Source organism: Streptomyces sp. NPDC039423, assembly GCF_055598725.1.
The window spans coordinates 176,991-198,850 of record NZ_JBVKAH010000009.1; the positions used below are offsets into that span (position 1 = coordinate 176,991).

Here is a 21,860-nt window from a genome sequence, read left to right on the forward strand (position 1 = left end):
GGAACCACTCCCCCGTAAAACTGTGTCCGTCGGACACTGATGATGGATGTGTACGGTAGACGCAGTTTTTGGAGCGCGCAAGACCGGACAGAGGAGCGGCGACAGGTGAGCGACGAGCGGAGCGAGGCCGTACGACTGCTCTGGGGCCCGCACACCAAGCCCTCACGCGGCCCCCGGCCGGCTCTCGACCTGGACCGCATCGCGCGGGCCGGCATCGAGGTCGCCGACGCCGAAGGGCTGGCCGCGGTGTCCATGCAGCGGGTGGCCGGGCTGCTCGGCGTCACCAAGATGGCCCTCTACCGCTACATGCCCGGCAAGGCCGAGCTGGTCGCGGTCATGGTGGAGACGGCGATCGACGAGCCCCCGCCAGGGAAGGGACCGCGTCAGGAGTGGCGGGACCGCCTGGGTGACTGGGCCCGTCACCTGGCCACCGTCTTCCACCGCCACCCCTGGCTGCTCGACGCCACCGTGGGCCCCAGGGTCATGGGCCCACGGGAGCTGGGCTGGATGGAGCAGGCCCTCGCCGCCCTGGACGGCACCGGCCTCACCGGCGCCGAGCGCATGGACGCCGTCGTCCTGCTCGCCGGGCATGTGCGCGGCATCGCGCTACAGGCCCGCGCCACGGGCCCGGCGGGCAGCCCCGAAGCCCGATTCGCCGCCACGCTCGGGCAACTGATGCGCACCCACGGCGAGCGCTACCCCGCTCTGACCGCCGCCCTCGCCTCGGCCGCCCGATCCGGCGGCCAGGACCAGGCGCTGGAGTTCGGCCTGCACCGCATCCTGGACGGCCTGGGCCTCCTCATCACCGAGAGGTCGGACTGACACCGCTGCCCGCGGCCGCGAGCACCCCCGCCCCGAAGCCTCCCGGGCTCGTACGATCGAGGGCCCCCGGCCCGGCCGGACACGCCGGCGCTCCGCTCACGGTGGCCGCAACGACCCGTGGCCGAATGTCACTTGGCCGGTCCCCGTGGGAGGCGGGCATTCCGGTGCCGGGTGCCGGGGTGGGGGGTGGGCGGCTTATCGTGGCGGCATGGTTGTGCATCCGTCGGCGGAACCCGCCGTCTTCCACGCGGCTCTCCGCGATCAGTTCGAGGCGTTCCTCGATGAGCACCGGCTCGCGCTGCACGACAGCCTGGACGGGCTGACCGAGGAACAGGCGCGCCGGTCGCTGGTGGCGTCGAAGACCACGCTGTTGGGGCTGGTCAAGCACGCCACGGTCGTCGAGAAGGTGTGGTTCGACGAGGCCGTCACCTGCCGGTCCCGCGCCGAGATCGGCATCCCCGAGACACCCGACGAGTCCTTCGACCTCGACGAGAGTGACACGATCGCCTCGATCCAGCGGGCCTACCGGGAGGCGTGCGAGGCATCGCGGCGGAGGACGGAGGGGCTGACGCTGGACGACCTTGTGCGGGGCAACCGGCGGGGTCCGCTGCCGCTGCGGTGGGTGTACCTCCACACGCTGCGTGAGCTCGCCCAGCACTGCGGTCATGCCGACATCCTCCGCGAGCAGGTGCTCGGGGGTCCGTCGCACGGCGGCTGAGCGGCGGTCATACCGGCGGTATCGGCAAGGTGGCGATCGTGCGTCGGGACGGGGCCGTGGCATCGCCCGGGGCCCCGTCGTCGTGTTGCGGCAGGCATGAGTCCTCTCAGCCACGTGGTACTGGACGGCGCCTACCGGCTCGACGCCGACGGCCGGCCCTGCTCGCACTGGCCGGCCCGCTGTCCTCCGGCGGGTTCCGCGACAGGGCCGCGGAGCCGCCTCCCTCCGGCGGCCGGGAGACCGGCGGGGTGGCGGTGGGGCCGGCCGCACCCGTGCCGGGCCGCCCATGACGGCCGTCCGGGCCGAGGGAGGAGGCCGGAGCTTTCCGGCCATCGATGCCGCGCCGCCGCATGCCTCACGCGTTCCGGGGAACCAGAACCTCGACCCGAGCTCGGCCGACCCATCCCCCGACCGTCGCCGAGCACCACCCGGCCCCGTCGCTCCCCGAGCGGCGGGGCCGTACGGCGTGCCGGGAACGGCGTACGGCACGGGTGGTGATGCGGTCCGCCGAGACGGAGGTGGCGGACTTCGCCGTGGACTGTCCGGAGGGGGCCGTGGGCGTCCGGTCCGTGACCATGGACCCCGGTGTCGTACGTCCCGGGTCGTTCACCGTGGGCGTCGACGCTTCCGGCGACACCGTGCGCTGGGCGCCGACGGTCACTCAGCCGGAGTAGTCGCCGTCCGAGCGGGCGGCCCCGGCTCCGGCTCCGGCTCCGGCTCCGGCTCCGGCTCCGGCTCCGGCTCCGGCTCCGGCTCCGGCTCCGGCTCCGGCTCCGGCTCCGGGGCGGCGGGCAACGCCCTCGCCGCCCCGTACCGGGCGCGCGGCTCAGTCGGAGGACAGGGCCTGGAGGAGGTCGCCGACCTTGGGGTCGGGCAGGGCCCGGGCGACGTCGGCCTGGGCGACGATGCCGACCAGGCGGTGGCCGTCGATCACGGGCAGGCGGCGGACCTTGTGTTCGGTCATCGTCCGCAGGATCTCCTCGGCGTCGTCGTCGGCCCCGATGGTCACCGCCTCGCCCTGGGCGAGCTCGCCCGCCTTGACGGTGCCGGGGTCCTTGCCCACGCCGAGGACCTTCACCACGATGTCCCGGTCGGTCAGCATGCCCTTGAGCTTGTCGTCCGTGCCGCAGATCGGCAGGGCGCCGACCCCGAGCCGGACCATCTTCTTCGCGGCGTCCAGCACCGTCTCCTCGGCGCCGACGCATTCGGCGCCTTCGGTCATGATTTCGCGAGCGGTGGTCATCCGGCATCCTCCCTGGTGCAGTGGTGGTCCGTCGTGTACCGGTGTTGCCCGGCCGGCCGGTCGACGCGGCCCGGGCGCAAGACAGGTGCCCTCTGCGCATCGCTTGTAACACCATCGACCGGTCATCCACTCGCGGGCGGGAGCGCGCCGGGGTAGGTGGCGGACACCTGCCGTCCACCGGTAAGGACCGGTACGGTCACGCGCCCGGGAGGGGCGGACACCGGCCGGCCGCCCGGTCCGGGCGGGGGCGGCCGGTCACCCGGAAGGGGCGGACATCGGCCGTCCGCCGGGCCGGTTACTGGGGGCCGCGTCCGGAGAGGGCGCCCCCGGGGTCGTCGGGCAGGGCGATCCGGGCGGTGATGCGCTTGCCGACCGGATCGCGCTGGGCCTCGAAGCCCTGGGCGATGGCCATGACGATCTCCAGGCCGTGCTGCCCGACCCGGCCCGGGTCGGCGGCGCGGGCCACCGGCAGGACCGGATCGCTGTCCCAGACGACGACCTCCACCAGGTCCCCGGCGATCCGCAGCTCCATCAGCACCGGGCCTGGCGCGTACTTGCGGGCATTGGTGACCAGCTCGCTGACGACCAACTGGGTCAGGTCCATGGCACGGGCCGACACCGGCAGCCCGTGCTCGGCCTGCACGCGGGTGAGGAAGGCCACCGCACGGTGGCGTGCCTCAGCGATGCACGAGCCGTCCCCTTCCAACGCGACGACGTCCCGGAGGATATCGGGCATCACGCCTTCACCGTCCGCGGCTGACTCCACTGGGTCCACAACCGTTCCCCCATTCACGCCGCGCTCCTACCCGCGAAGGCGCCCCCCATACATACGCCACCACGTTCCGGGGTAGGCACCCGCAGTGGGTGCATGCCTTACCTCGTCGTGGCAGGCTATCGGTGCACGTCATGACCCGAGTCCGGACCAGCGAACACGGTTGAGGAATCTGTGACACACACCCCCGAAGCAGCCCAGCCCGGTCGGCTGTCGATCGACGCCGGTGATATCGACGGTGTCCGGGTCGTGGCCGTGCACGGCGAGATCGACCACACCGTCCGTGACACCCTCACCCATGAGCTGATCCGGTTCGAGCCCGCGGCGAGGCCCCGGACGGTCATCGACCTCAGTGACGTGTCGTTCATGGATTCGAGCGGCATCAACGTCCTGATCGCCGCCCACCGGGCCGCCACGAAGGCCGAGGGCTGGCTGCGCCTCGTCGGCCCGCAGGGTCCGGTGCTCCGTGTCATGGAGCTGGTCGGCATCAACACCGTCATCCCCTGCTACCCGAGTACGCGCCACGCCCTGGACGCCTGACCAGCCGGCCAGGCCAGGCGCCTGGGGTCAGGCGTCGACGAAGGCGAGGCCGGCCGCGTCGTAACGGGGGCCCGCGATCCGGCCCGGCGGGACGGCGGCCTCGATGGCGGCGATGTCCTCGGGGGTGAGCTCGACGGTCAGTGCCGCCAGGTTCTCCTCCAGGTAGCGCTGCCGTCGCGTACCGGGGATCGGCACGACGTCGTCCCCCTGGTGCTGCAACCAGGCCAGGGCGAGCCGGCCGGCGCTGACCCCCTTGGCGGCGGCGAGCCCGTCCAGCCTGGCGACGACGGCGGCGTTCCGTTCGATGTTGCCGTCGGCGAAGCGCGGCTGGGTGCGTCGTACGTCGGTCTCGTCCAGCCCAGCGACCGAGGTGTACCGGCCGGTCAGGAAGCCTCGGCCGAGCGGGGAGAACGGAACCAGTCCGATGCCCAGTTCGCGGCAGGTCGGGACGGTCTCCGCCTCCAGATCGCGGGTCCACAGCGACCATTCGCTCTGGAGCGCGGCGATCGGGTGCACCGCGTGCGCCCGCCGGATTGTGCCCGGGCCGGCCTCGGACAGCCCGAGGTGGCGGACCTTACCCTCCCGTACCAGCTCGGCCATGGCTCCGACGGTCTCCTCGATCGGTACCCGTGGGTCGACCCGGTGCTGGTAGTAGAGGTCGATGTGGTCGACCCCGAGCCGGCGCAGGGACGCCTCGCACGCCTGCCGTACGTAGGCGGCGTCGCCCCGGATGCGGGTGGGCTCGCCGAGGCGGTTGGCGAAGCCGAACTTGGTGGCGAGCACCACGTCGTCGCGGCGTCCGGCGACGGCCCGGCCGATCAGTTCCTCGTTGTGGCCGGCGCCGTAGAAGTCGGCGGTGTCGAGCAGGGTCACCCCGAGTTCGAGGGCGCGGCGCAGGGTCGCGATCGACTGCTCGTCGTCCGTGGCGCCGTAGCCGTGGCTCATGCCCATGCACCCCAGGCCCTGGGCGGAGACCTCCAGAGCGCCGAGGCGCCGGGTGGGGACGTCGGTCATGCTGCTGCCTCCTGTGTCGGTGTCCTGAACGGTGCTCAGGACGCTAGGTGTTGAAGCGCACTCCATGTCAACGCCGCCGGTCCGGCACCCGGACCGGGGTGGCGACCGCGGGCGGGTGCACACTGGCCGTATGACGCGGACGACCAGGACGAGGACGACCAGCGCGACCAGGGCGACCAGGGCGACCAGGGAGCCGTCGGCGGGGACCGGGCTCGTCCTCGCCGTGCCGGGAGGCGGGCCCGTACCGCCGCCGTTGCGCTTCGAGCGCCCGTCCGAGGAGCGGCTGACGCTCCGTCAAGGGGCCCGTACGTTGTTCGACGGCCGGCTGGAGGGGGAAGGGTGCTGCCGCCATCTGCGGCTGCGCCGGCTGCCCGGTCATCGTTCACCGCTGCCGCCGCTGCGCGCCGAGGAGTCGCGGTCCCGTACCGACTGGACGCACCGGTACGCGCGGTGGCTGGAGGAATCGGCGTACGGGCCGCTCACCGAGGGGCGTTGGGGGCTGACCCGCCGCGGCGTCTTCCCGCCGGGCGTCTGGACCTCGGACCTGGTCCGGGACTGGCCGCGCGCCACGCTCGAACTGTTCTGCGGGGGCGGCTGGCACGGCGTCCTGCCGTTGCGGCCGCTGTCCGCTCCCGACGCACCTCGTGTGAAGGCGTACCGCAAGCACGTCCGCGAGGGCACCCTCGCACCCGTCCTGCTGTGGTGGGTGTCGTTCCTCGACGGCTGGGTGGTCCTCGACGGCCACGACCGGGCCGCCGCGGCACTGGCGGAGGGTGCGGAGCCGGAGGGCGTGGAACTGGCGCGGCTGCCGGACGACGCGGAGTGGCGGCGGGAGGACGCGGAGTTGGCCGTGGCGTACGAGGAACGGTGGGCCGCCCAGGCCGCCCGCCACCCGGACGAGCGGCAGCGGGCGGCCCTGGAGCGCGGACACGCCGACGCGGTGGCCGCCCTGCCGTACGAGGCGGCCGCCACGCCGGTGTTCGACGCCGCCCGGGACTGACGGCCACACTCCACTGCCCGTGTCCGCGCCGGTGGAGTCCATCTCCGTGGAATCCGCCCCCGTGGAGTCCGCGGACGGCCCGGCCCTGGGCCGGCCCGGCCCTGGGCTCGTGTGGCGCGGGCGCCCCGGCCGACGGGACCCGCGCCTCCGCGTGCGTCAGGCCGAGACCCGCACCGCCGCGCCCGTCCGGGCACCGTCCCGTACCACCCGTCGGCGACGGCTCGGCAGGCCCATCGTCGGATGGGCGACGCCCCAGGCCGCGCCCTTGCAGACCAGCTCCTTGTACGTGGCGGCGAACCGCCCGGTCAGGGCGGCGCTCACGGCGCGGTCGTCGGCGGTGACGTACTGGATGAGCCCTTCCCGCCGGCCCAGCGAGATGCACTGGTTGAAGTAGCGCACCGGGATGCTCGGGACCTTGCCGCCGGTCAGGCGGGCCGCGATGGCGTCGGCGGCCTGCCAGGCGGTGGGGACGCCCGAGGCGCAGGACATGCGCAGGGGCTTGTCGCCGGGGCCGATGACGAGGGCGGCGTCGCCGACGGCGTACACGTCCGGGTGCGAGACCGAGCGCATGGTCCTGTCCACCACGATCTGGCCCGTGGGGCCGGCCTCCAGGGTGGTGGCGCCCGCGAGGGGGTGGACGGCGAAGCCGGTGGTCCACACGGTGACGTCGGCCGGGACGGCCGTGCCGTCGGCGGTGGTGATCCGGTCGGCCTCCACGGCGGTGACGTCCGTGTGCTCGTGCACGGTGATGCCGAGCGTGCCGAAGACCTTGCGCAGGTACCCGCGGCCCTTGTCCGAGAGCCAGTCACCGAGTCCGCCGCGGGCGACGAGGGAGACGGCGAGGTCGGGGCGGGTCTCGGCGATCTCGGTCGCGGCCTCCAGGCCGGTGAGTCCGCCGCCCACGACGACCACGGGCCGTCCGGCCTCCAGCCCCGCCAGGCGCTCGCGCAGCCGGAGCGCCCCGGGCCGGCTCGCGACCTCATGGGCGTGCTCGACGACTCCGGGAACGCCCTGGTCGTTCCAGCCGCTGCCGAGGGCGTAGACCAGGGTGTCGTACGCCAGTTCCTCGGCACCGCCGTCCGCGCCGGCGACGGAGACGGCCTTGCGGTCGACGTCGATCCCGGTGACCGTCCCGAGCCGCAGCCGGACGCCGGTGCCCGCGAACATCTCGTCGAACGGCCGGGGCGTGAGGTCCTGGCCGGCCGCGAGCTGGTGCAGCCGGACGCGCTCGACGAAGTCGGGCTCGGGGTTGACGAGGGTGATGGTGACGTCGTCGCGGTGGAGCCGCTTGGCGAGCCGGCCGGCGGCGGTCGCTCCGGTGTAGCCGGCGCCGAGGACGATGATGCGGTGCTGCATGTTCCTGCTCCTGTCTGCGGGTCCGCCCCTTGTCTTGCGCGGTGTCGCCCCTTGAACCGGGCAGCCCGCCGATTCCTGACAGGAACGCGATGTGAAGCACCTCACACCCGCCGGCCGGCGTCCGGGGCGGCGGTCAGAAGGCGTGGAAAAGGGGTTCTCCGTGTTCGGCGGACGCCCACACCTCGGTCGCGCGTTCGAGCTTGTCGGGGTTGACCTGGCTGCGGAAGGCGACGATGCCCTCGGCGGTGACCTGCGGGCACAGGACGCCGATGACCCGGCCGTCGAGGACCACCACGACGGCGGGGGCGCCGTTGGCGCGCGCGAGGTGGATCGCGGGCGACCCCCCGACCAGGACGCGCTTGGCCTTGCTGGGCTTGAACAGCCCCCGCATGAACTTCGCGACGGCGGACGCGCCTTCGAACGCCTTGGTGCGGGCCGGGACCTTTCCGCCGCCGTCCCCGACCGCGATGACGTCGGCGGTGAGCAGCCGCACGAGCGGTTCGGTCCTGCCGGTGGTGGCGGCCGTCAGGAACTCCTCGACGATCCGCCGGGCCGCGGCCTCGTCGATCTCGGCGCGGGCCTTGCCGTCGGTGATGTGCTTCTTGGCGCGGTGGTACAGCTGCTGACTGGAGGTCTCGGTGATGTCGAGGATGGCGGCGATCTCCCGGTGCGGGTAGTCGAAGGCCTCCCTCAGCACATACACCGCCCGCTCGCTGGGCGACAGCCGTTCCATCAGGGTGAGCACCGCGTACGAGACCGACTCGCGCTGTTCGGCGGTCTCGGCCGGCCCGAGCATCGGGTCGCCGTCGAGCAGCGGTTCGGGGAGCCACTGGCCCACGTAGCTCTCGCGCCGCGCGCGGGCCGAAGTGAGCTGGTTCAGGCACAGGTTGGTGAGGACCTTGGTCAGCCACGCCTCGGGCACCTCGATGCGCCCGACGTCGGCGGCCTGCCAGCGCAGGAACGTTTCCTGTACGGCGTCCTCGGCCTCGCTCGCCGAGCCGAGGAGGCGGTAGGCGATGGCGTCCAGACGCGGCCTCGCGGCCTCGAACCGGTTCACGTCCTTCATGGTCAGCGGCATGCCCGGATCCTAGCCGGGCGCGGCCGGACACGGTCGGGCCGCCGGGGTCCCGGCCGGGCGCGGTCGTGGTGGGGCACCACGGATCCGGTGGGGCGCGTCCGTGCCGCCGGGGCGCGCCGGGACGTGGCCGGGCGGCTCGGTCCCGGTGGGGATCGTGCCGGCCGGGCGGGTTCAGTCCTCGTCCAGCGCGGCCAGGCCCTCGCGCCAGCGTGCGCGCCGCTCCGCCTCGCTCTGCTCCCACCACGGTGCGCCGCGCTCCCCGAGCGCGACCTTCGCGGTGTGCACCCGGCTGCGGGCGGCGCCCTCCGCCCGCGGGTCGCCGGCCCGCCTGGCCGCGCCGACCGCACGCCGGGCGGCCATCAGATGGGCGCGCAGCCGCGCGGCGGCGTCCTCCGGGATCGCCGGGTCGGTGGCCCGCCAGCGGCGTCCGCCGATGATGACGTGGTGCCCGTCGGGCGTGCGGGGCGGTGGCTGTTCGTGCGTCACCGTTCCCACTGTGCCAGCGCCCGCGGCGGCCGGCGGGATCCGGACGGTCCGCCATGCCCGCAGGGGGCTTCGGCCGCCGTTCCGTGGTCTCCTTCGGCGCCCCGGGTCGTACGTCCGCGGGGCTCCCGCACCGCGGAACCGGTGGTCGCACGGGCACACTCCGCCACCCTGACCAGTTGCTCCTCGCCCCGGGCCGCCCTGTGACCGGTGGTCAGGAACCCGTCCTCGGGCCCGTCGACCGTCGTACGGCATCGAGGCAGCGGGTGGCCTGCGCGCGAAGGGCTTCGGCGAGTTCGGCCGGGGCGTCGACAAGGGTGAAGCCGGTATCCACCGAGGTGATCATCCAGGCGAGGTCGCGGGCGGTGTCGGCCCCCAGGTGCAACAAGCAACTGCGGGCGTCGACCGGCTCGATGACCCCCATGCCGGGCCAGACGCGGTCGGCGACCTCGGTGGCGGATTCGTGCAGCATGACAGTCGCCTGGCAGGGCCATGCCTGCGCGGACAGACGGCGGGCCAGGTAGGCGGCCACGTCGTTGCCGGGGAGTTCGCGAGGGGTGAACCGCGGGCCGAGCGGAGTGCGGGGGACGAGCCGGTCGACGCGGAAGGTGCGCCAGTCCGCGCGGTCGGTGTCCCAGGCGACCAGGTACCAGTGACGGTCGAAGATCACCAGGCTGTGGGGCTCGACCGAGCGGATGCTGGGTCCGGCATGCGGGCTGGTGTAGTCGAAACGCAACCGCTCATGCCGGCGGCATGCCTCGGCGATCACCATGAGGGTGTCCGCGGAGACCCCGGGGGCGGGGGCCGTGCCGGCCCGGACCGTGGCGGCATGCAGGGTGCCGACCCGGTGCCGCAGCCGGGAGGGCAGCACATGCTCCAGCTTCGTCAGGGCACGCAGGGCGTGCTCCTCGATTCCCGCGACCGAGCTGTCGGCCCCGGTACGCAGACACACGACGACGGCCACGGCTTCCTGATCGTCGAGCAACAGCGGTGGCAGCTTGGCCCCGGCGCCCAGCCGGTAGCCGGCTGTGCCCTGGGTCGCGTGGACCGGGTAGCCGAGGTCGCGCAGACGCTGGACGTCACGGCGCAGTGTGCGCCGGCTGACGCCGAGACGCTGGGCGAGCTCGGTCCCGGACCACTCGCGAGGGGACTGCAGCAGGGACAGCAGTTTCAGCAGCCGCCCGGAGGTTTCGATCATGGCCCCAGAGTGCCGCAGCCTTAGGAACGGAAGTGACCTAAGGATTCCGTAGCGTCACCGCCATGACCGACACGACCCCTGATCTCCGACCGTTCCGTATCGATGTCCCGCAGGACCAGCTCGACGATCTCCGGTCCCGCCTTGCCGCCACCCGCTGGCCGGACGAGCTGCCCGGTGTCGGCTGGAGCCGCGGCGTCCCGCTGACCTATCTCCAGGGTCTGGCCGAGTACTGGCGGACCGCTTACGACTGGCGGGCACACGAGGCAGCGCTCAACGCGTTCCCCCAGTACCTGACCACCATCGACGGGCAGAACGTCCACTTCCTGCATGTACGGTCTCCCGAGCCGGGCGCCACGCCACTGATGCTGCTGCACGGCTGGCCCGGGTCGGTGGCGGACTTCCTCGACGTCATCGGCCCGCTGTCCGATCCGCGGGCCCATGGCGGCGATCCCGCGGACGCCTTCGACCTGGTCATTCCCTCACTGCCGGGGTTCGGCTTCTCCACGCCGCTGGCGGGGCCGGGAATGGACTCGGCCCGCATGGCAGCGGTCCTCACCCGGTTGATGTCCCGTCTGGGCTACACGCGTTACGGCGTTCACGGTTACGACACCGGATCGTGGGTGGCCCCTCGGATGGGCGAGCAGGACCCGGAGCACGTCATAGGGATCCACGTCAGCGCCATGATCACGTTCCCGGTCGGGGAAGAGGGCGAGACGGACGGCCTCACCGAGGCCGAACAGCGTCGCTGGCAGGCCATGCAGGACTTCAACGACGGATATCTGCAGTGCAACTCCAAGCGTCCGCAGACGGTGGCCTACGCCCTCACGGACTCGCCGGTCGGTCAACTGGCGTGGGTGGTGGAGAAGTTCAAGGAGCTCACCGATCCGGAGGACGGGCTGCCCGAGGACAGCGTCGACCGGGACCGCGTCCTGACCGAGGTCTCCCTGTACTGGCTGACCGGCACCGCCGCCTCGGCCGCCCAGATCTACTACGAGGAGATTTCCGCGAACACGTGGGGTGAGGGTGATTGGGCGGCCGGCGACCCGGGCACCGGTTCGGACACCGCAGACACCGCGCACGACTCCGGGTGGGGCGACGGACAGGACGACCGGGCCGCCGGTCAGCGCGGAACAGTGCCGACCGCCGTGCTGCTCTCCACCCATGACGTGACCATCCGCCGCTGGGCCGAACGGGACCACAACATCGTCCGGTGGACCGAACTCGACCGCGGGGGCCACTTCCTGGCGATGGAAGCCCCGGGCTCGCTCATCGACGACGTACGCGCGTTCTTCGCCACGCCCCCATCGCGGTAGGCGGGGATGCCCATGGGCCGCGTACGCTCATCCTCTGTCGCAGCGCGGTAGGTCGAGGCACCTCCTCCGCGAGCGCGGTCAGGCACGTCACCGGCGTGGCGGGGCCGGCTCCGTCCCGTGGCGGACCCCGGCGGTCAGGCGCCCGCGACCAACGCGCCGAGGGCGGTGCGCCGGTGAGTGACCGAGCGGCCCGTGCGGGTCGTCGTCACCATGCCGGCCGATCTGAGCGCCGCCGCGTGGGACGAGGCCGTCGCGGTGCTGACGTGGAGGGCGCGGGCCAGGGACGTCGTGGTGTGAGGCTCGGCGAGGAGGCGCAGGGCCTCCAGCCGGGTGCGGCCCAGGACGGCGGCCGGGCTCCCGGCGGGGACGGCCGGGCGCCCCGCGATGAGCGGGAGCCCGGGACCGGCCGGGTACGTCAGGACCGCGGGATGGCCCGGGGTGTCCTGAAGAAGCGGGCCCGCCGGGTGGTGGAAGGTGGGCAGCAGGACCAGGCCGTGCCCGTCGAGGCGGACGTCGCGGTCCGGCGCCGCGCCGGGCCATTCCCACACACCCTCGTGGAGCCGGCTGCCCGGGGCCAGGCCGGTCAGCGTGGCGGCCACACCGTGCTCGGCGACCGTCAGTGCGTAACGGGTGAACTCCGCACGGTGCAGGTCCTGTACGACGGACCAGACCGGGGCGAGGACCGTCTCGTACGCGGCACGCTGAGCGTGACGCAGGGTGCGCCAGGCCGTCTCGTCACCCGCGTGCAGGCCGCGGATCCAGCGAGGCGCGGGCATCGTCCCGTAGACCCGCTCCAGCTCGGAGCGGACCAGACCGGGGCCGGTGGCGCGGATCCGTTCGAAGCTGTTGGCCATGGTGTCGCCGAGGACGTCGAGGAAGGAGGGCGGGCGGCCCGCCGGAACCAGGTCGGCGAGCGGGTCGGACGAGGCCGGGAGGGAGCGCAGGACGCGGCCGCGCCACGGCGCGAACAGCGGCCCGCCGTGCTGGGCCACGGCTGTCGTCAGAGCGGCGTGGAGCTCCTGGAGCGGCGCCGGGCGGGGTGCGAAGCGGATCCGGGCGAAGTCCTCGGCGGTGAAGTGGATTCGCAGCACCCTCACAGCTCCTCGTCCAGCCTTTTGGCCAGGGCCTGAACCTTCGCCTCGTGACGGCTCCCGCCCCAAGGATGTTCGTATGATTTCTCGACGCACTCTTGTGAAAGGCACCCTATGCGGGAGTGCCGCCGTCCTGCTGCCCACGGCTGCGTCCGCCTCCGGTGACGGCTCGGTCCTCCGCCTGCCCGCGCCCGCCGGCCCGCACCCCGTGGGCATGCGGACGGTCCATCTCACGGACCCGGCCCGTACCGACCCTTGGGTGGGCGGCGTGCGGGAGTTGATGCTGACCGTCCTGTACCCGGCCCGATCGGTACGCGGCTTCACCCGGGCCCCGCAGCTCACCCCGGACGAGGCCGGGGTGTTCGCCGCGTACGCGCCGCGCGTCCGTCCGGGACTGCCGGAGCCGGGAGCGGTGGACTGGGGCGCGGTCCTCACCCACGGGTACGTGGGCGCGCCGCCGCTGCCCGGACGTCGACCGGTACTGGTGTACTCGCCCGGCGGCGGTGACTCCCGCACGCTCGGCACGACCCTCGCCGAGGACCTGGCGAGCCACGGCCGCGTGGTCGTCCTCGTGGACCACCCCGGTGACGCTTCTCAGGTGGAGCTGCCCACCGGGATGCGGACGACCGTGCTGACCGGACCGCCGGACCCGGCGACCTTCCGCACGATGGTGGACACCCGGACCGCGGACCTCCGCCTGGTCCTGGACCGGCTCGGCGACCTGCCGCTCGCACCGTTCATGGACTCCCGCCGGGTCGGGTTGTACGGGCACTCCGCAGGCGGCACGGCGGCGGTGTACGCGGCCCGTGGCGACCGCCGGGTCGGCGCGGTGGCGAACCTGGAGGGCTATCTCGACCTGTACCCGCCGGTCGGCATCGATCGGCCGCTGCTGCTGTTCCGCACCGACGGTTTCGAGGGCGCCGCCCGTATCGAGGCCTCGTGGACGGGCCTCCCCGGCCGCCGCGTGCTGCTCCCCCACGCGAACCACTGGGCGTTCACCGACTACGGCTCCCTCGTCGCACGGCTCCGGTCCGCCGGTCTTGTGACAGCGGCAGCCCGAGCCGCGCTCACCGGCACCGGCGACCCGGCGGTGACACTCGCTCATGTACGGAGCCGGGTGGGGGCCTTCTTCGCCCACCATCTGCGGTAACGGAACCAGGGCCTGCGTCGAAGTCCGGCTCATCCGATCTTGTGGCAAGATCGCGAGATGCTTCGACTAACCGACTTCATCATCGATTGCCCGGACACGATGAAGCTGGCAGGCTTCTACTCCGAGGTGACGGGGCTCCCGGTCAAGGAGGGCAGTAACGAGAACTGGGCCGGCATCCGGTTCGGCGAGATCGAACTGGCTTTCATCCAGGTGGAGGACTACCGCGCCCCGCAGTGGCCCGACCCCGAGCATCCCAAGCAGTTCCACCTCGACTTCGAGGTCGACGACCTCGAGGCCGAACAGCGCCGCGTCCTGGCTCTCGGCGCGACCCTGCGGCGGGACTGCACCGAGCCCGACGGCTACGGCTTCCGCGTCTACGCCGACCCCATCGGCCACCCCTTCTGCCTCTGCCGCAACAAGGGTGTCATCTGGACCGATCAGGGCCTCATCTGGCCTCAGCGTGAGCAAGGCACGGTGTGAGTGAGCTGAGCGGCGGCGTGGCCTGATCGGGAAGGAGTGGAGGTCTCCGGTAAGGGTTCATCGACCAGGAAGAACCGGACACCGGAGACCTCGTGGCCACCTCAGCGGTGACGCGGCGGTCAGTCCTTCGCGTGGTTGTCCGAGGCCGGCGGCACGGGGGCGGCGGCCAGCAGCAGCGCGGCGAACACCAGGGGGGCGGCTGCCTGGTACCCGATCCACACTTCGCCCCCAGTACCGCCCTCCCGCCATGCCACCAGTAAGCCGACGAGCGCCGTCAGCACCCAGCCACCGTCGTAGGCGACCATGAGCCGCATGTGGGTGCGGATCGGGCGGCTGCGCACTGACGTGATCTCGATCCCGCCGCCGATCAGCAGGGCGACACCGGAGACGACCATCAGCCAGGTGGACACCCCCAGCAGATCGCCGAGCCAGGAAGCGCCCATCACGTAGGCGGCACCGAGCACCACCTTGCAGACACCGTCGGCGGTGACCCCCATCAAGCCACGCGTCGCTGACGATGTCACAGCCTGGGCCTCAGTCATGAGCGTTCCTCCCTGCGCCGGTCCAACTCCCGTAACTTCATTACTAGAATAATGGAATTATGAGAATGACGAGAGCCGAGACCAAGGAACGCAACCGCCGCGCCCTGCTGGATGCCGCCCTTCACGTCGTCTCACGGGATGGGCACCGCGCCAGGCTTGACGAGATCGCCGAGGAGGCCGGCCTCACGACCGGCGCCATCTACTCACTGTTCGGCAGCAAGGGCGGCCTGGTGGCCGCCCTGGTCACCGACTACCTGCGGCCGCACTACGAGGAGATCGAGCAGGCGCTTCCCCCCGGGATGGATCTCCTGGAAGCGGTTGACGCCCTCGCCCGGTACTACCGGCGCAGTTGTGACGCCTCGGCCGCGACCTCCGCCCTGTCGTTGCAGATCACCCTGCTGGACATGGCCCTGCACGATTCCGCACTCGGTGCCCGGCTCGCCGCGTCCGTCCGGACGCAGGAGAGCCACCTGATCGCCTTGTTCACCGGTCGATCGCACTACGGGAAGGCGGTGACGTCGCATCAGGCGCAACGTCTGGTCACCGCGCTCAGGGCCCTGTTCGTCGGTCTCACGCAGGGCGTCATCCTCGGCCTCGCCCCGGACGCCGACGAGCAGTACTTCGCCGACACCGCCCGCGCCCTGGCGTCCGGCGCGACCCTCATCGAGAGGGATGCCGACGTCCCTGGGTGATGCGGCGGCGTCGGTTCGGAGTCGAGCCGCCCCCTGGGGCCTTGTGCCGGACCCGGGTGCCCCAGCGGTCGAACCGCAGGATGTCGGCGGGCGGTCCGGGCGCCACCCGGGGGGTGGATCTGCCCGCGGGAACGAGGCGGGCCCGGCCGTGCCGGGAAGGGATGGGGGCATGGATCGCTTCGAGGTCGACGAGGTGGTGCAGCAGGCACTGGACCGGCTCACCCTGCTGGCGGAGACCACCACCGCCATGACCAGCACTCTGGACCCTTACGAGGGAGTGCAGCGGGTGTGCCGCATCGTCGTGCCGCAACTGGCCGACTGGTGCGCCGTCGACCTGCTCGAGGACGACGGCCGGGCGCACCGGGTGAGCGTGGTCCACCGCGACCCGGAGATGCTGCCGGTCGGGGGCCTGGCGGGGCCGCTGCCCGAGGTCCCCGAGGCCCCCTCGGGGCCGCTGGCCCGTGTCCTCGCCGGCGCGGGTCCCCTGCTGCTGACCGCCGACGACCTTCCCGTCCCCGGTATGCCGGCCGACACGCCGCCCGCCCTGCAACTCGAACTGTTCGACCAGTTGGGGGCGCACACCGCCGTCGTCGCCCCCGTGCGCGCCCGCCGGCAGGTGCTGGGCGCGCTGACCATCGGCCGTACCGCCGAGCGCGCCCCGCTGACCCTGGAGGACCTCGCCACCGTCGAGGACCTCACCCACCGCGTGGCGCTCGGGGTCGACAACGCCCGCCTGTACCGCGAGACCCAGCACATCGCCGAACGGCTCCAGCGGTCACTGCTGCCGACCCTGCCGAAGACCGGCCCCCTCCAGCTTGCCGCCCGTTACGCGCCGGCCGCCACGACCGCCGAGGTGGGGGGTGACTGGTACGACAGCTTCCCCCTGCCCAACGGCAGCACCACGATGATCATCGGGGATGTCACCGGCCACGACCTGCGGGCCGCGATCACCATGAGCCAGCTACGGAACATGCTGCGCGGCATCGGCTGCGACCGTCAGGAGCCACCCGGGCACATCCTGCGGCGCCTGGACATGGCGCACCACAGCCTCTACCCCCACTCGACCGCCACCTGCCTGTACTCGCTGCTGGACCAGGACGACGAAGGGAGGTGGACGCTCTCGTACTCCAGCGCCGGGCATCCGCCGCCGCTGCTGATCACCTACGAGGGCGACACCCGCTTCCTGAAGGACGGTCAGGGGCTGCTCCTGGGGGTCGATCCCCGGGTGGAGCGCCCGCACGCCACCGCGCGGCTGCCCGCCCGGTCCACCGTCCTGTTGTACACGGACGGCCTCACCGAGCGCCGGGGCGAGGACCTCACCCACGGCATGACCCGTCTGCGCCAGCACGCCGCCGCGCTCGCCCGCCAGCCGGTGCACACCTTCTGCGACGAACTGCTCGCCGGCCTGGCCGCCGACCACGCCGACGACGTCGCCCTGCTGGCGGCCAGGCTGCCACCGGACCCGCTCCGCCCACGAGCGGACTGACCCGTCGTGCGGCCGTCCGCCCGGATCCGCGTGCCCGGACGCTCATGCCGCAACGGCACGCCCGGCGTCGTACGCCGTCGCCTGCCGCGCCGTCACCCGGTCGGCGCAGTGTGCCGCGGGAGGGGCCGGGCAGGCGCGGTGTCAGCGGGCCGGCCCACTCCTCCGTGCCCGTGGTGCGGGAAGTGCCGCAACCGGTGTCCTGGGCGGTTGCGGCACGCCCTCCTCAGCCCCGGCCGGGACCGCCGGGGGCGCTCCGTACCGCTCCGCCGCCGTGCCTCGCATCCCGCCTTCCGCCCCCGCCCTCCGTTCCGTTGCGTCCCCCGGCCACACCGCGCGGCGGGGACACCGGCAGGATCGTCGTGCGGGCCCGGAGGGAGGGCCCCGCCGCAGACCGGCAGCCGACCCGACCGGGCGCGGGATGCCGGGTCCGATGGGACACGTGCCGCCCGGCGTGGTGGCACCGAGTAAGGAGGGCCGGGAGTGCTGGAGCGGCTCAACCAGGCCATGGGGCACATCGAGGACCGCCTGGACCAGGTGCTCGACGTGGCCGCGGTGGCGCGTGTCGCCGCCACGTCGGAGTACCACCTGCGCCGGATGTTCTCCGCGCTCGCGGGCATGCCGCTGTCGGAGTACGTCCGGCGCCGGCGGCTCACCGTCGCGGGCGCCGAGGTGCTCGCGGGGCGCGAGCCGCTGCTGGACATCGCGGTGCGGTACGGGTACGGGTCGGGCGAGGCGTTCGCGCGGGCGTTCCGCGCCATGCACGGTGTGGGCCCGGGTGAGGCCCGGCGCACCGGTGCCGCGCTCGTCTCCCAGCCCCGGCTGTCGTTCCGGCTCACCGTCGAGGGGAACAGCAGCATGCGCTACCGGGTGGTGGACCGGCCGGCCTTCACCGTCGTCGGCCCGAGGGCCCGGGTGCCCCTGGTGCACGCCGGGCCCAACCAGGCGATCATCGACTTCGTCCGGGGGATCGACCCGGGGACCCTCAAGCGGCTGGAGGAACTGTCCGACCAGGAGCCGCGCGGCGTCGTGGCGGTCTGCGACGACCTCGACCCCAGCCGCGCCGAGGGCACCGGGCTCGACTACTACCACGGGGTGATCACCTCGGCGCTCCCCTCCGCGCCCGGCCCCCGGGGCACCACGGCCCTGCCCGTGCCGGCCGGCACGTGGGCGGTGTTCACCACCTCCGGTCCGGCACCCCGGGCCATCCAGGAGCTGTGGCGGGACGTGTTCGTGGAGTGGTTCCCCTCCAACCCGTACCGCGGTCGCCCCGGCCCGGAGATCCTGCGCGTCCGCCCCTCCCCGGACGGGGCGTCGGCCGAAGCCGAGCTGTGGCTGCCGGTGGAGCGGGAGGCGGGCTGACCGAGTCGCCGGTTCCGGGCCGCGTGTTCGGCCCGCGGGGCCGGTTCAGGTGACCGTGACGCGCAGGACGTACCGCTCGCCGGTGCTGATCGCCTCGGCCTGTTCGAGCAGGTCGGCGTGGCTGAACTCCAGCAGCGCCCGGTCGGCGGCGCGGCGCAGCAGGGGCACGATGTCGGCGGGGGGCCTGCCCCGGTGGGTGTCGGCGAGCTCGGCGAAGGCCCGCTGGTAGGGGGCGCCGTACGAGGCGCCGGCACTGTCGGCGAGCAGCCGGTCCAGGTGCTGCCTCTCCACACTGATCTCGCCCATGGCCCGCTCCTGTCCTCCCGGGGCCCGGCCGTTCCGCGCCCACGTCCTCGACGGTACGAGGGGGGTCTGACAACGGGGCTAGAGCGGGCCGTCCCCCCGGACGCGGGTGAGTTCGCTGTTCATGGCGGCGAGGAACCGCACCACCGTGTGCAGCTCCTCGTCGCTGAACCTGCCGCGCGCGGCGTCGGTGGCCCGGGCCAGGGGGGCGAAGAACGCGCGGGCCACCTCCCGGCCGCGCGGTTCGTAGCGCAGGTGGACCACGCGGCGGTCGGTGGCCTCGCGCACCCGGCGGATGTGGCCCGCCTTCTCCAGGCGGTCGAGGCAGGCGGTGACGGCGCCGGAGGTCAGCCGCAGGTGTTCGCGGAGCACCCCGGGGGTGACGGGCGGCCGTGCGGAGGTGCCGTCGAGCGGGTCGGGGGCGGCTCCGTCCAGGATGAGGATCAGCGCCTGGACGTCGGTGGGGTGCAGCCCGTAGGTCTGGGCGAAGTCGTGGGCGATCCGGTCGAACTCGGACGTCATCCGGCGCAGGAGGACGGCGAAGGTCTGCAGGTCGGTGGGCTCCACAGCCTTACCCTACAGAAATCTCAATCATTGAGATTCTTGGGCCTCGAGACGGGTAGCCGGGCCCAGGACCGGCGGATCCCTGTGGTGGAGGACTTCTCATGGCAGCTCGACCGGGTCGTTGGCGATGGCTCGCCCCCGTTCTGGCCGTTCTCGTATGGCTCGTGGCCGGCGCGGCGCTGGGCCCGTACGCCGGCAAGCTCGGGGAGGTGTCCACCAACGACCGGGCCGCCTTCCTGCCGGAGGGTGCGGAGTCGACCCGGGTGGGCGAGCTCCGGCGGTCGTTCGAGAAGGACAGAACGGTGCCCGTGATCCTCGTCTGGGTCGCCGGGGAGGGAAAGGTCACCGCCGCGCAGCGCGCCGGGGCGCAGGCGGCTCTGAAGGAGGCCGCGGCCGTGGAGGGGGCGACCGGGCGGACGGGGCCGGCGCTCCCGTCCGAGGACGGCAGGGCCGTGCAGGGCGTCGTGCCGCTCAGGGCGGATCTCGGGGAGGACGCGGACCGGACGGTCGACGCCGTGCGCCGGGCCGCCGGGGGCGTCGAGGGGACCCGGCTGTACGTGACGGGACCGGCGGCGACCCAGGCCGACCTCTCGGAGGCCTTCGCGGGGATCGACGGGCTGCTGCTGGGCGTGGCCCTGGCGATGGTGCTGCTGATCCTGCTGGTGGTCTACCGCAGCGTGCTGCTGCCGCTGATCGTGATCGTCAGCGCCGTGTTCGCCCTGGCACTCGCCTCGGCCGTGGTGTACGTCCTGGCCGACCATGACGTCGTACGGGTCGACGGGCAGGTCCAGGGCATCCTGTTCATCCTCGTCATCGGCGCGGCCACCGACTACGCGCTGCTGCTGACGGCCCGCTTCCGCGAGGAACTGGCGGCCGGCCGGGAGCGGTTCACCGCGATGCGCGCCGCCTGGCGCCGCTCGCTGGGCGCCATCACCGCCAGCGCGGCCACGGTCGCCCTCGGCCTGCTGGCCCTGCTGCTCAGCGATCTGGCCAACAACCAGGCCCTCGGCCCCGTCGGCGCCATCGGCGTCGTCTGCGCGGTCGTGTCGGCCCTCACCTTCCTGCCGGCCGTGCTGGTGCTCCTGGGCCGGGGCGCCTACTGGCCCGCCCGCCCGCGGGCCGCCGGGGACCGGGCCGGCGGGGACCCGTCCGGCGGGGAGCCGTCCGGCGGGGAGCCGGGGAAGCGGGGCCTGTGGGACAGGATCGCCGCGCTGGTCGACGCCCGGCCGCGCCGTGTCTGGGCCGCCACCCTTCTGGCGCTGGTCGCCTGCGCGGCGTTCTCGCCCCTGCTCAAGGCACAGGGTGTGCCGCTGAACGAGACGTTCGTCAACGACGCCCCCTCGGTGGCCGGTCAGCAGGCCCTGGGGGAGCACTTTCCGGGCGGGTCCGGCAATCCGGCCGTCGTCGTCGCCGACGCCCGGTACGTCCGGCAGGTCACCGAGGCCGCCCGCGCCACCCCGGGCGTCGCCTCGGCGCTCCCGGTCTCCGAGGGCGGCCGGCCCGGCGGGGGTACGCCCGCGGTGGTCGAGGGGCGCGTCCGCGTCGACGTCACGCTGAGCGCCGCCGCCGACAGCGAGGCGGCGAAGGACACCGTTCCCCGGCTGCGCGCGGCCGTCCACCGGGTCGACGGGGCGAACGCGCTGGTGGGCGGCTACACCGCCGAGCAGTACGACACCCAGCGGACCGCCGCCCGCGACCGCGCCCTCATCGTTCCCGTCGTCCTCGGCATCATCCTGCTGATCCTCGTCGGCTTGCTGAGGTGCCTGTTGCTGCCGGTGCTCCTGGTGGCCACCGTCGCCCTGAACTACCTGGCCACCCTGGGTGTCTCGGCCCTCGTCTTCACCCATGCCCTCGGCTTCACGGGCACCGACGCCTCCGTACCGCTGTACGGCTTCGTCTTCCTCGTGGCCCTGGGCGTCGACTACAACATCTTCCTGATGACCCGGGTACGGGAGGAGGCCCGCCGCCACGGCACGCGCGCCGGTGTGCTCAGGGGCCTCACCGCCACCGGAGGCGTCATCACGTCCGCCGGCGTCGTCCTGGCCGCCACCTTCGCCGCCCTCGTCGTCATCCCGCTGTCGTTCCTGGCCCAGATCGCCTTCATCGTCGCCTTCGGCGTGCTGCTCGACACCCTCGTCGTCCGTTCGCTCCTCGTCCCGGCTCTGGTGCGCCACATCGGCCCGACCGTGTGGTGGCCCGACCGCACCTTCCGGACCTAGGTTGTGTCTTTCCGGTCCTGGCCGGGGCCGGGACTGATGGTGAAGACCTGGTCGAGGCCGGCGATGCGCAGGGTGCGCAGAGTGCGGGCGGGTACGGCGACCAGGGAGAGCCGCGCGCCGGCGGCGTTCGCGTGGTGGTGGGCGACGATGAGGGCGGTGATGCCGCTGGAGTCGCAGAAGTCCATGCGGCCCAGGTCGAGGACCAGTCGTCGGCCCGGTTCGAGGGACAGGCTCTCCACGGCCTCGCGCAGGCGGGGCGCGGTGTCGTAGTCCAGCTCGCCGACGACCTCGAGTACGGGACCGGCGTCGGTGTCCCGTGCGGTTACTGTCAGCGGAGTCATACGGGGTCCGGGCTCACGGGACGGGGGCTCACGCGGTCGGGGGGCATCGGTTCCGGGCGCGGGGGGACGGGACACGGGGGGCGGGGACTCACCGGG

At 73.2% G+C, this 21,860-nt stretch carries 24 protein-coding genes; 12 read left to right on the forward strand and 12 right to left on the reverse strand.

Going from position 1 to position 21,860, the window contains the following annotated elements; all coding sequences use genetic code 11:
* Positions 1-105 precede the first annotated feature (105 nt).
* The 3 genes from ACZ7LK_RS26720 (at position 106) to ACZ7LK_RS26730 (ending at position 2,214) form a co-directional block, all read left to right on the forward strand.
* Entirely contained in the window at positions 106-822 is a 717-nt protein-coding gene (locus ACZ7LK_RS26720; RefSeq protein WP_471143826.1) for a TetR/AcrR family transcriptional regulator, read from the forward strand.
* Between the two features lie 208 nt (positions 823-1,030).
* Positions 1,031-1,540, forward strand: a complete 510-nt coding sequence (locus tag ACZ7LK_RS26725; RefSeq protein WP_392277175.1) for a DinB family protein — start codon at positions 1,031-1,033, stop codon at positions 1,538-1,540.
* 494 nt (positions 1,541-2,034) lie between these two features.
* The gene (locus ACZ7LK_RS26730; RefSeq protein WP_469464140.1) at positions 2,035-2,214 is read left to right on the forward strand and encodes a hypothetical protein; all 180 of its coding nucleotides are present in this window, start codon (positions 2,035-2,037) and stop codon (positions 2,212-2,214) included.
* Between the two features lie 152 nt (positions 2,215-2,366).
* Here ACZ7LK_RS26730 and ACZ7LK_RS26735 read toward each other — a convergent pair whose 3' ends face one another.
* Both ACZ7LK_RS26735 and ACZ7LK_RS26740 read right to left on the reverse strand, forming a co-directional pair.
* Positions 2,367-2,783, reverse strand: coding sequence for a CBS domain-containing protein (locus ACZ7LK_RS26735; RefSeq protein ID WP_392277178.1), 417 nt, complete (start codon positions 2,781-2,783; stop codon positions 2,367-2,369).
* A 295-nt stretch (positions 2,784-3,078) separates the two neighbouring features.
* The gene (locus tag ACZ7LK_RS26740; RefSeq protein WP_471143828.1) at positions 3,079-3,519 is read right to left on the reverse strand and encodes an ATP-binding protein; all 441 of its coding nucleotides are present in this window, start codon (positions 3,517-3,519) and stop codon (positions 3,079-3,081) included.
* Between the two features lie 210 nt (positions 3,520-3,729).
* Between ACZ7LK_RS26740 and ACZ7LK_RS26745 the strand changes: the two genes are divergently transcribed.
* Positions 3,730-4,095, forward strand: coding sequence for an STAS domain-containing protein (locus ACZ7LK_RS26745; RefSeq protein WP_392277180.1), 366 nt, complete (start codon positions 3,730-3,732; stop codon positions 4,093-4,095).
* A 27-nt stretch (positions 4,096-4,122) separates the two neighbouring features.
* Here ACZ7LK_RS26745 and ACZ7LK_RS26750 read toward each other — a convergent pair whose 3' ends face one another.
* Positions 4,123-5,109: an aldo/keto reductase gene (locus tag ACZ7LK_RS26750; RefSeq protein ID WP_471143831.1), complete on the reverse strand. Its 987-nt coding sequence runs from the start codon at positions 5,107-5,109 to the stop codon at positions 4,123-4,125.
* 130 nt (positions 5,110-5,239) lie between these two features.
* On the opposite strand from ACZ7LK_RS26750, the gene ACZ7LK_RS26755 reads away from it, so the two are divergent.
* Entirely contained in the window at positions 5,240-6,109 is an 870-nt protein-coding gene (locus tag ACZ7LK_RS26755; RefSeq protein ID WP_471143832.1) for a hypothetical protein, read from the forward strand.
* A 156-nt stretch (positions 6,110-6,265) separates the two neighbouring features.
* On the opposite strand, the gene ACZ7LK_RS26760 is transcribed toward ACZ7LK_RS26755, so the two are convergent.
* From ACZ7LK_RS26760 to ACZ7LK_RS26775, 4 genes are all read right to left on the reverse strand, one after another.
* Positions 6,266-7,465, reverse strand: a complete 1,200-nt coding sequence (locus tag ACZ7LK_RS26760) for an NAD(P)/FAD-dependent oxidoreductase (protein WP_392277183.1) — start codon at positions 7,463-7,465, stop codon at positions 6,266-6,268.
* A 133-nt stretch (positions 7,466-7,598) separates the two neighbouring features.
* Positions 7,599-8,543 (reverse strand): RNA polymerase sigma-70 factor, encoded by a 945-nt coding sequence (locus ACZ7LK_RS26765; RefSeq protein WP_471143834.1) that lies wholly within the window; start codon positions 8,541-8,543, stop codon positions 7,599-7,601.
* Positions 8,544-8,714: 171 nt separating this feature from the next.
* Positions 8,715-9,029 carry a hypothetical protein gene (locus ACZ7LK_RS26770; protein ID WP_392277185.1) on the reverse strand — a complete coding sequence of 105 codons (315 nt, stop codon included), beginning with the start codon at positions 9,027-9,029 and terminating at the stop codon, positions 8,715-8,717.
* Between the two features lie 211 nt (positions 9,030-9,240).
* On the reverse strand, positions 9,241-10,224 hold the full coding sequence (locus ACZ7LK_RS26775) for a helix-turn-helix transcriptional regulator (RefSeq protein WP_471143836.1): 984 nt from the start codon (positions 10,222-10,224) through the stop codon (positions 9,241-9,243).
* 62 nt (positions 10,225-10,286) lie between these two features.
* Here ACZ7LK_RS26775 and ACZ7LK_RS26780 point away from each other — a divergent pair, with 62 nt between their 5' ends.
* Positions 10,287-11,537 carry an epoxide hydrolase family protein gene (locus ACZ7LK_RS26780; protein WP_471143837.1) on the forward strand — a complete coding sequence of 417 codons (1,251 nt, stop codon included), beginning with the start codon at positions 10,287-10,289 and terminating at the stop codon, positions 11,535-11,537.
* Between the two features lie 134 nt (positions 11,538-11,671).
* Here the strand turns inward: ACZ7LK_RS26780 and ACZ7LK_RS26785 are convergent, their stop codons facing one another.
* A complete protein-coding gene (locus ACZ7LK_RS26785; RefSeq protein ID WP_469464147.1) occupies positions 11,672-12,628 on the reverse strand; it encodes an ArsR family transcriptional regulator in 957 nt (318 codons plus the stop codon).
* Between the two features lie 79 nt (positions 12,629-12,707).
* Between ACZ7LK_RS26785 and ACZ7LK_RS26790 the strand changes: the two genes are divergently transcribed.
* Together ACZ7LK_RS26790 and ACZ7LK_RS26795 are read left to right on the forward strand one after the other, a co-directional pair.
* Positions 12,708-13,778 carry an alpha/beta hydrolase family protein gene (locus tag ACZ7LK_RS26790; RefSeq protein WP_471143838.1) on the forward strand — a complete coding sequence of 357 codons (1,071 nt, stop codon included), beginning with the start codon at positions 12,708-12,710 and terminating at the stop codon, positions 13,776-13,778.
* Between the two features lie 57 nt (positions 13,779-13,835).
* Positions 13,836-14,258, forward strand: coding sequence for a VOC family protein (locus ACZ7LK_RS26795; RefSeq protein ID WP_392277190.1), 423 nt, complete (start codon positions 13,836-13,838; stop codon positions 14,256-14,258).
* A gap of 119 nt (positions 14,259-14,377) precedes the next feature.
* Here the strand turns inward: ACZ7LK_RS26795 and ACZ7LK_RS26800 are convergent, their stop codons facing one another.
* Positions 14,378-14,755 carry a hypothetical protein gene (locus ACZ7LK_RS26800; RefSeq protein ID WP_471143840.1) on the reverse strand — a complete coding sequence of 126 codons (378 nt, stop codon included), beginning with the start codon at positions 14,753-14,755 and terminating at the stop codon, positions 14,378-14,380.
* Positions 14,756-14,865: 110 nt separating this feature from the next.
* Between ACZ7LK_RS26800 and ACZ7LK_RS26805 the strand changes: the two genes are divergently transcribed.
* The 3 genes from ACZ7LK_RS26805 (at position 14,866) to ACZ7LK_RS26815 (ending at position 18,337) form a co-directional block, all read left to right on the forward strand.
* On the forward strand, positions 14,866-15,492 hold the full coding sequence (locus ACZ7LK_RS26805; RefSeq protein ID WP_471143868.1) for a TetR/AcrR family transcriptional regulator: 627 nt from the start codon (positions 14,866-14,868) through the stop codon (positions 15,490-15,492).
* A gap of 169 nt (positions 15,493-15,661) precedes the next feature.
* Positions 15,662-16,978 carry a PP2C family protein-serine/threonine phosphatase gene (locus tag ACZ7LK_RS26810; RefSeq protein ID WP_469464150.1) on the forward strand — a complete coding sequence of 439 codons (1,317 nt, stop codon included), beginning with the start codon at positions 15,662-15,664 and terminating at the stop codon, positions 16,976-16,978.
* Between the two features lie 480 nt (positions 16,979-17,458).
* The gene (locus ACZ7LK_RS26815) at positions 17,459-18,337 is read left to right on the forward strand and encodes an AraC family transcriptional regulator (RefSeq protein WP_469464151.1); all 879 of its coding nucleotides are present in this window, start codon (positions 17,459-17,461) and stop codon (positions 18,335-18,337) included.
* Positions 18,338-18,382: 45 nt separating this feature from the next.
* On the opposite strand, the gene ACZ7LK_RS26820 is transcribed toward ACZ7LK_RS26815, so the two are convergent.
* On the reverse strand, positions 18,383-18,643 hold the full coding sequence (locus tag ACZ7LK_RS26820) for a hypothetical protein (protein WP_392277195.1): 261 nt from the start codon (positions 18,641-18,643) through the stop codon (positions 18,383-18,385).
* Between the two features lie 78 nt (positions 18,644-18,721).
* Entirely contained in the window at positions 18,722-19,162 is a 441-nt protein-coding gene (locus ACZ7LK_RS26825) for a MarR family winged helix-turn-helix transcriptional regulator (protein ID WP_469464159.1), read from the reverse strand.
* Positions 19,163-19,305: 143 nt separating this feature from the next.
* Here ACZ7LK_RS26825 and ACZ7LK_RS26830 point away from each other — a divergent pair, with 143 nt between their 5' ends.
* A complete protein-coding gene (locus ACZ7LK_RS26830; protein ID WP_471143843.1) occupies positions 19,306-21,423 on the forward strand; it encodes an MMPL family transporter in 2,118 nt (705 codons plus the stop codon).
* On the opposite strand, the gene ACZ7LK_RS26835 is transcribed toward ACZ7LK_RS26830, so the two are convergent.
* A complete protein-coding gene (locus ACZ7LK_RS26835) occupies positions 21,420-21,764 on the reverse strand; it encodes an STAS domain-containing protein (RefSeq protein WP_469464153.1) in 345 nt (114 codons plus the stop codon). The two genes, ACZ7LK_RS26830 and ACZ7LK_RS26835, sit on opposite strands and share 4 nt — an antisense overlap.
* Positions 21,765-21,860: the final 96 nt, after the last annotated feature.

Coding starts and splice junctions, on each gene's coding strand:
- ACZ7LK_RS26725 (WP_392277175.1), top strand. CDS start 1,031: ATGGTTGTGCATCCGTCGGCGGAACCCGCCGTCTTCCACGCGGCTCTC.
- ACZ7LK_RS26735 (WP_392277178.1), bottom strand. CDS start 2,783: ATGACCACCGCTCGCGAAATCATGACCGAAGGCGCCGAATGCGTCGGC.
- ACZ7LK_RS26740 (WP_471143828.1), bottom strand. CDS start 3,519: ATGCCCGATATCCTCCGGGACGTCGTCGCGTTGGAAGGGGACGGCTCG.
- ACZ7LK_RS26750 (WP_471143831.1), bottom strand. CDS start 5,109: ATGACCGACGTCCCCACCCGGCGCCTCGGCGCTCTGGAGGTCTCCGCC.
- ACZ7LK_RS26755 (WP_471143832.1), top strand. CDS start 5,240: ATGACGCGGACGACCAGGACGAGGACGACCAGCGCGACCAGGGCGACC.
- ACZ7LK_RS26760 (WP_392277183.1), bottom strand. CDS start 7,465: ATGCAGCACCGCATCATCGTCCTCGGCGCCGGCTACACCGGAGCGACC.
- ACZ7LK_RS26765 (WP_471143834.1), bottom strand. CDS start 8,543: ATGCCGCTGACCATGAAGGACGTGAACCGGTTCGAGGCCGCGAGGCCG.
- ACZ7LK_RS26775 (WP_471143836.1), bottom strand. CDS start 10,224: ATGATCGAAACCTCCGGGCGGCTGCTGAAACTGCTGTCCCTGCTGCAG.
- ACZ7LK_RS26780 (WP_471143837.1), top strand. CDS start 10,287: ATGACCGACACGACCCCTGATCTCCGACCGTTCCGTATCGATGTCCCG.
- ACZ7LK_RS26790 (WP_471143838.1), top strand. CDS start 12,708: ATGATTTCTCGACGCACTCTTGTGAAAGGCACCCTATGCGGGAGTGCC.
- ACZ7LK_RS26795 (WP_392277190.1), top strand. CDS start 13,836: ATGCTTCGACTAACCGACTTCATCATCGATTGCCCGGACACGATGAAG.
- ACZ7LK_RS26800 (WP_471143840.1), bottom strand. CDS start 14,755: ATGGGGGTCACCGCCGACGGTGTCTGCAAGGTGGTGCTCGGTGCCGCC.
- ACZ7LK_RS26805 (WP_471143868.1), top strand. CDS start 14,866: ATGACGAGAGCCGAGACCAAGGAACGCAACCGCCGCGCCCTGCTGGAT.
- ACZ7LK_RS26810 (WP_469464150.1), top strand. CDS start 15,662: ATGGATCGCTTCGAGGTCGACGAGGTGGTGCAGCAGGCACTGGACCGG.
- ACZ7LK_RS26820 (WP_392277195.1), bottom strand. CDS start 18,643: ATGGGCGAGATCAGTGTGGAGAGGCAGCACCTGGACCGGCTGCTCGCC.
- ACZ7LK_RS26825 (WP_469464159.1), bottom strand. CDS start 19,162: ATGACGTCCGAGTTCGACCGGATCGCCCACGACTTCGCCCAGACCTAC.
- ACZ7LK_RS26830 (WP_471143843.1), top strand. CDS start 19,306: ATGGCAGCTCGACCGGGTCGTTGGCGATGGCTCGCCCCCGTTCTGGCC.
- ACZ7LK_RS26835 (WP_469464153.1), bottom strand. CDS start 21,764: ATGACTCCGCTGACAGTAACCGCACGGGACACCGACGCCGGTCCCGTA.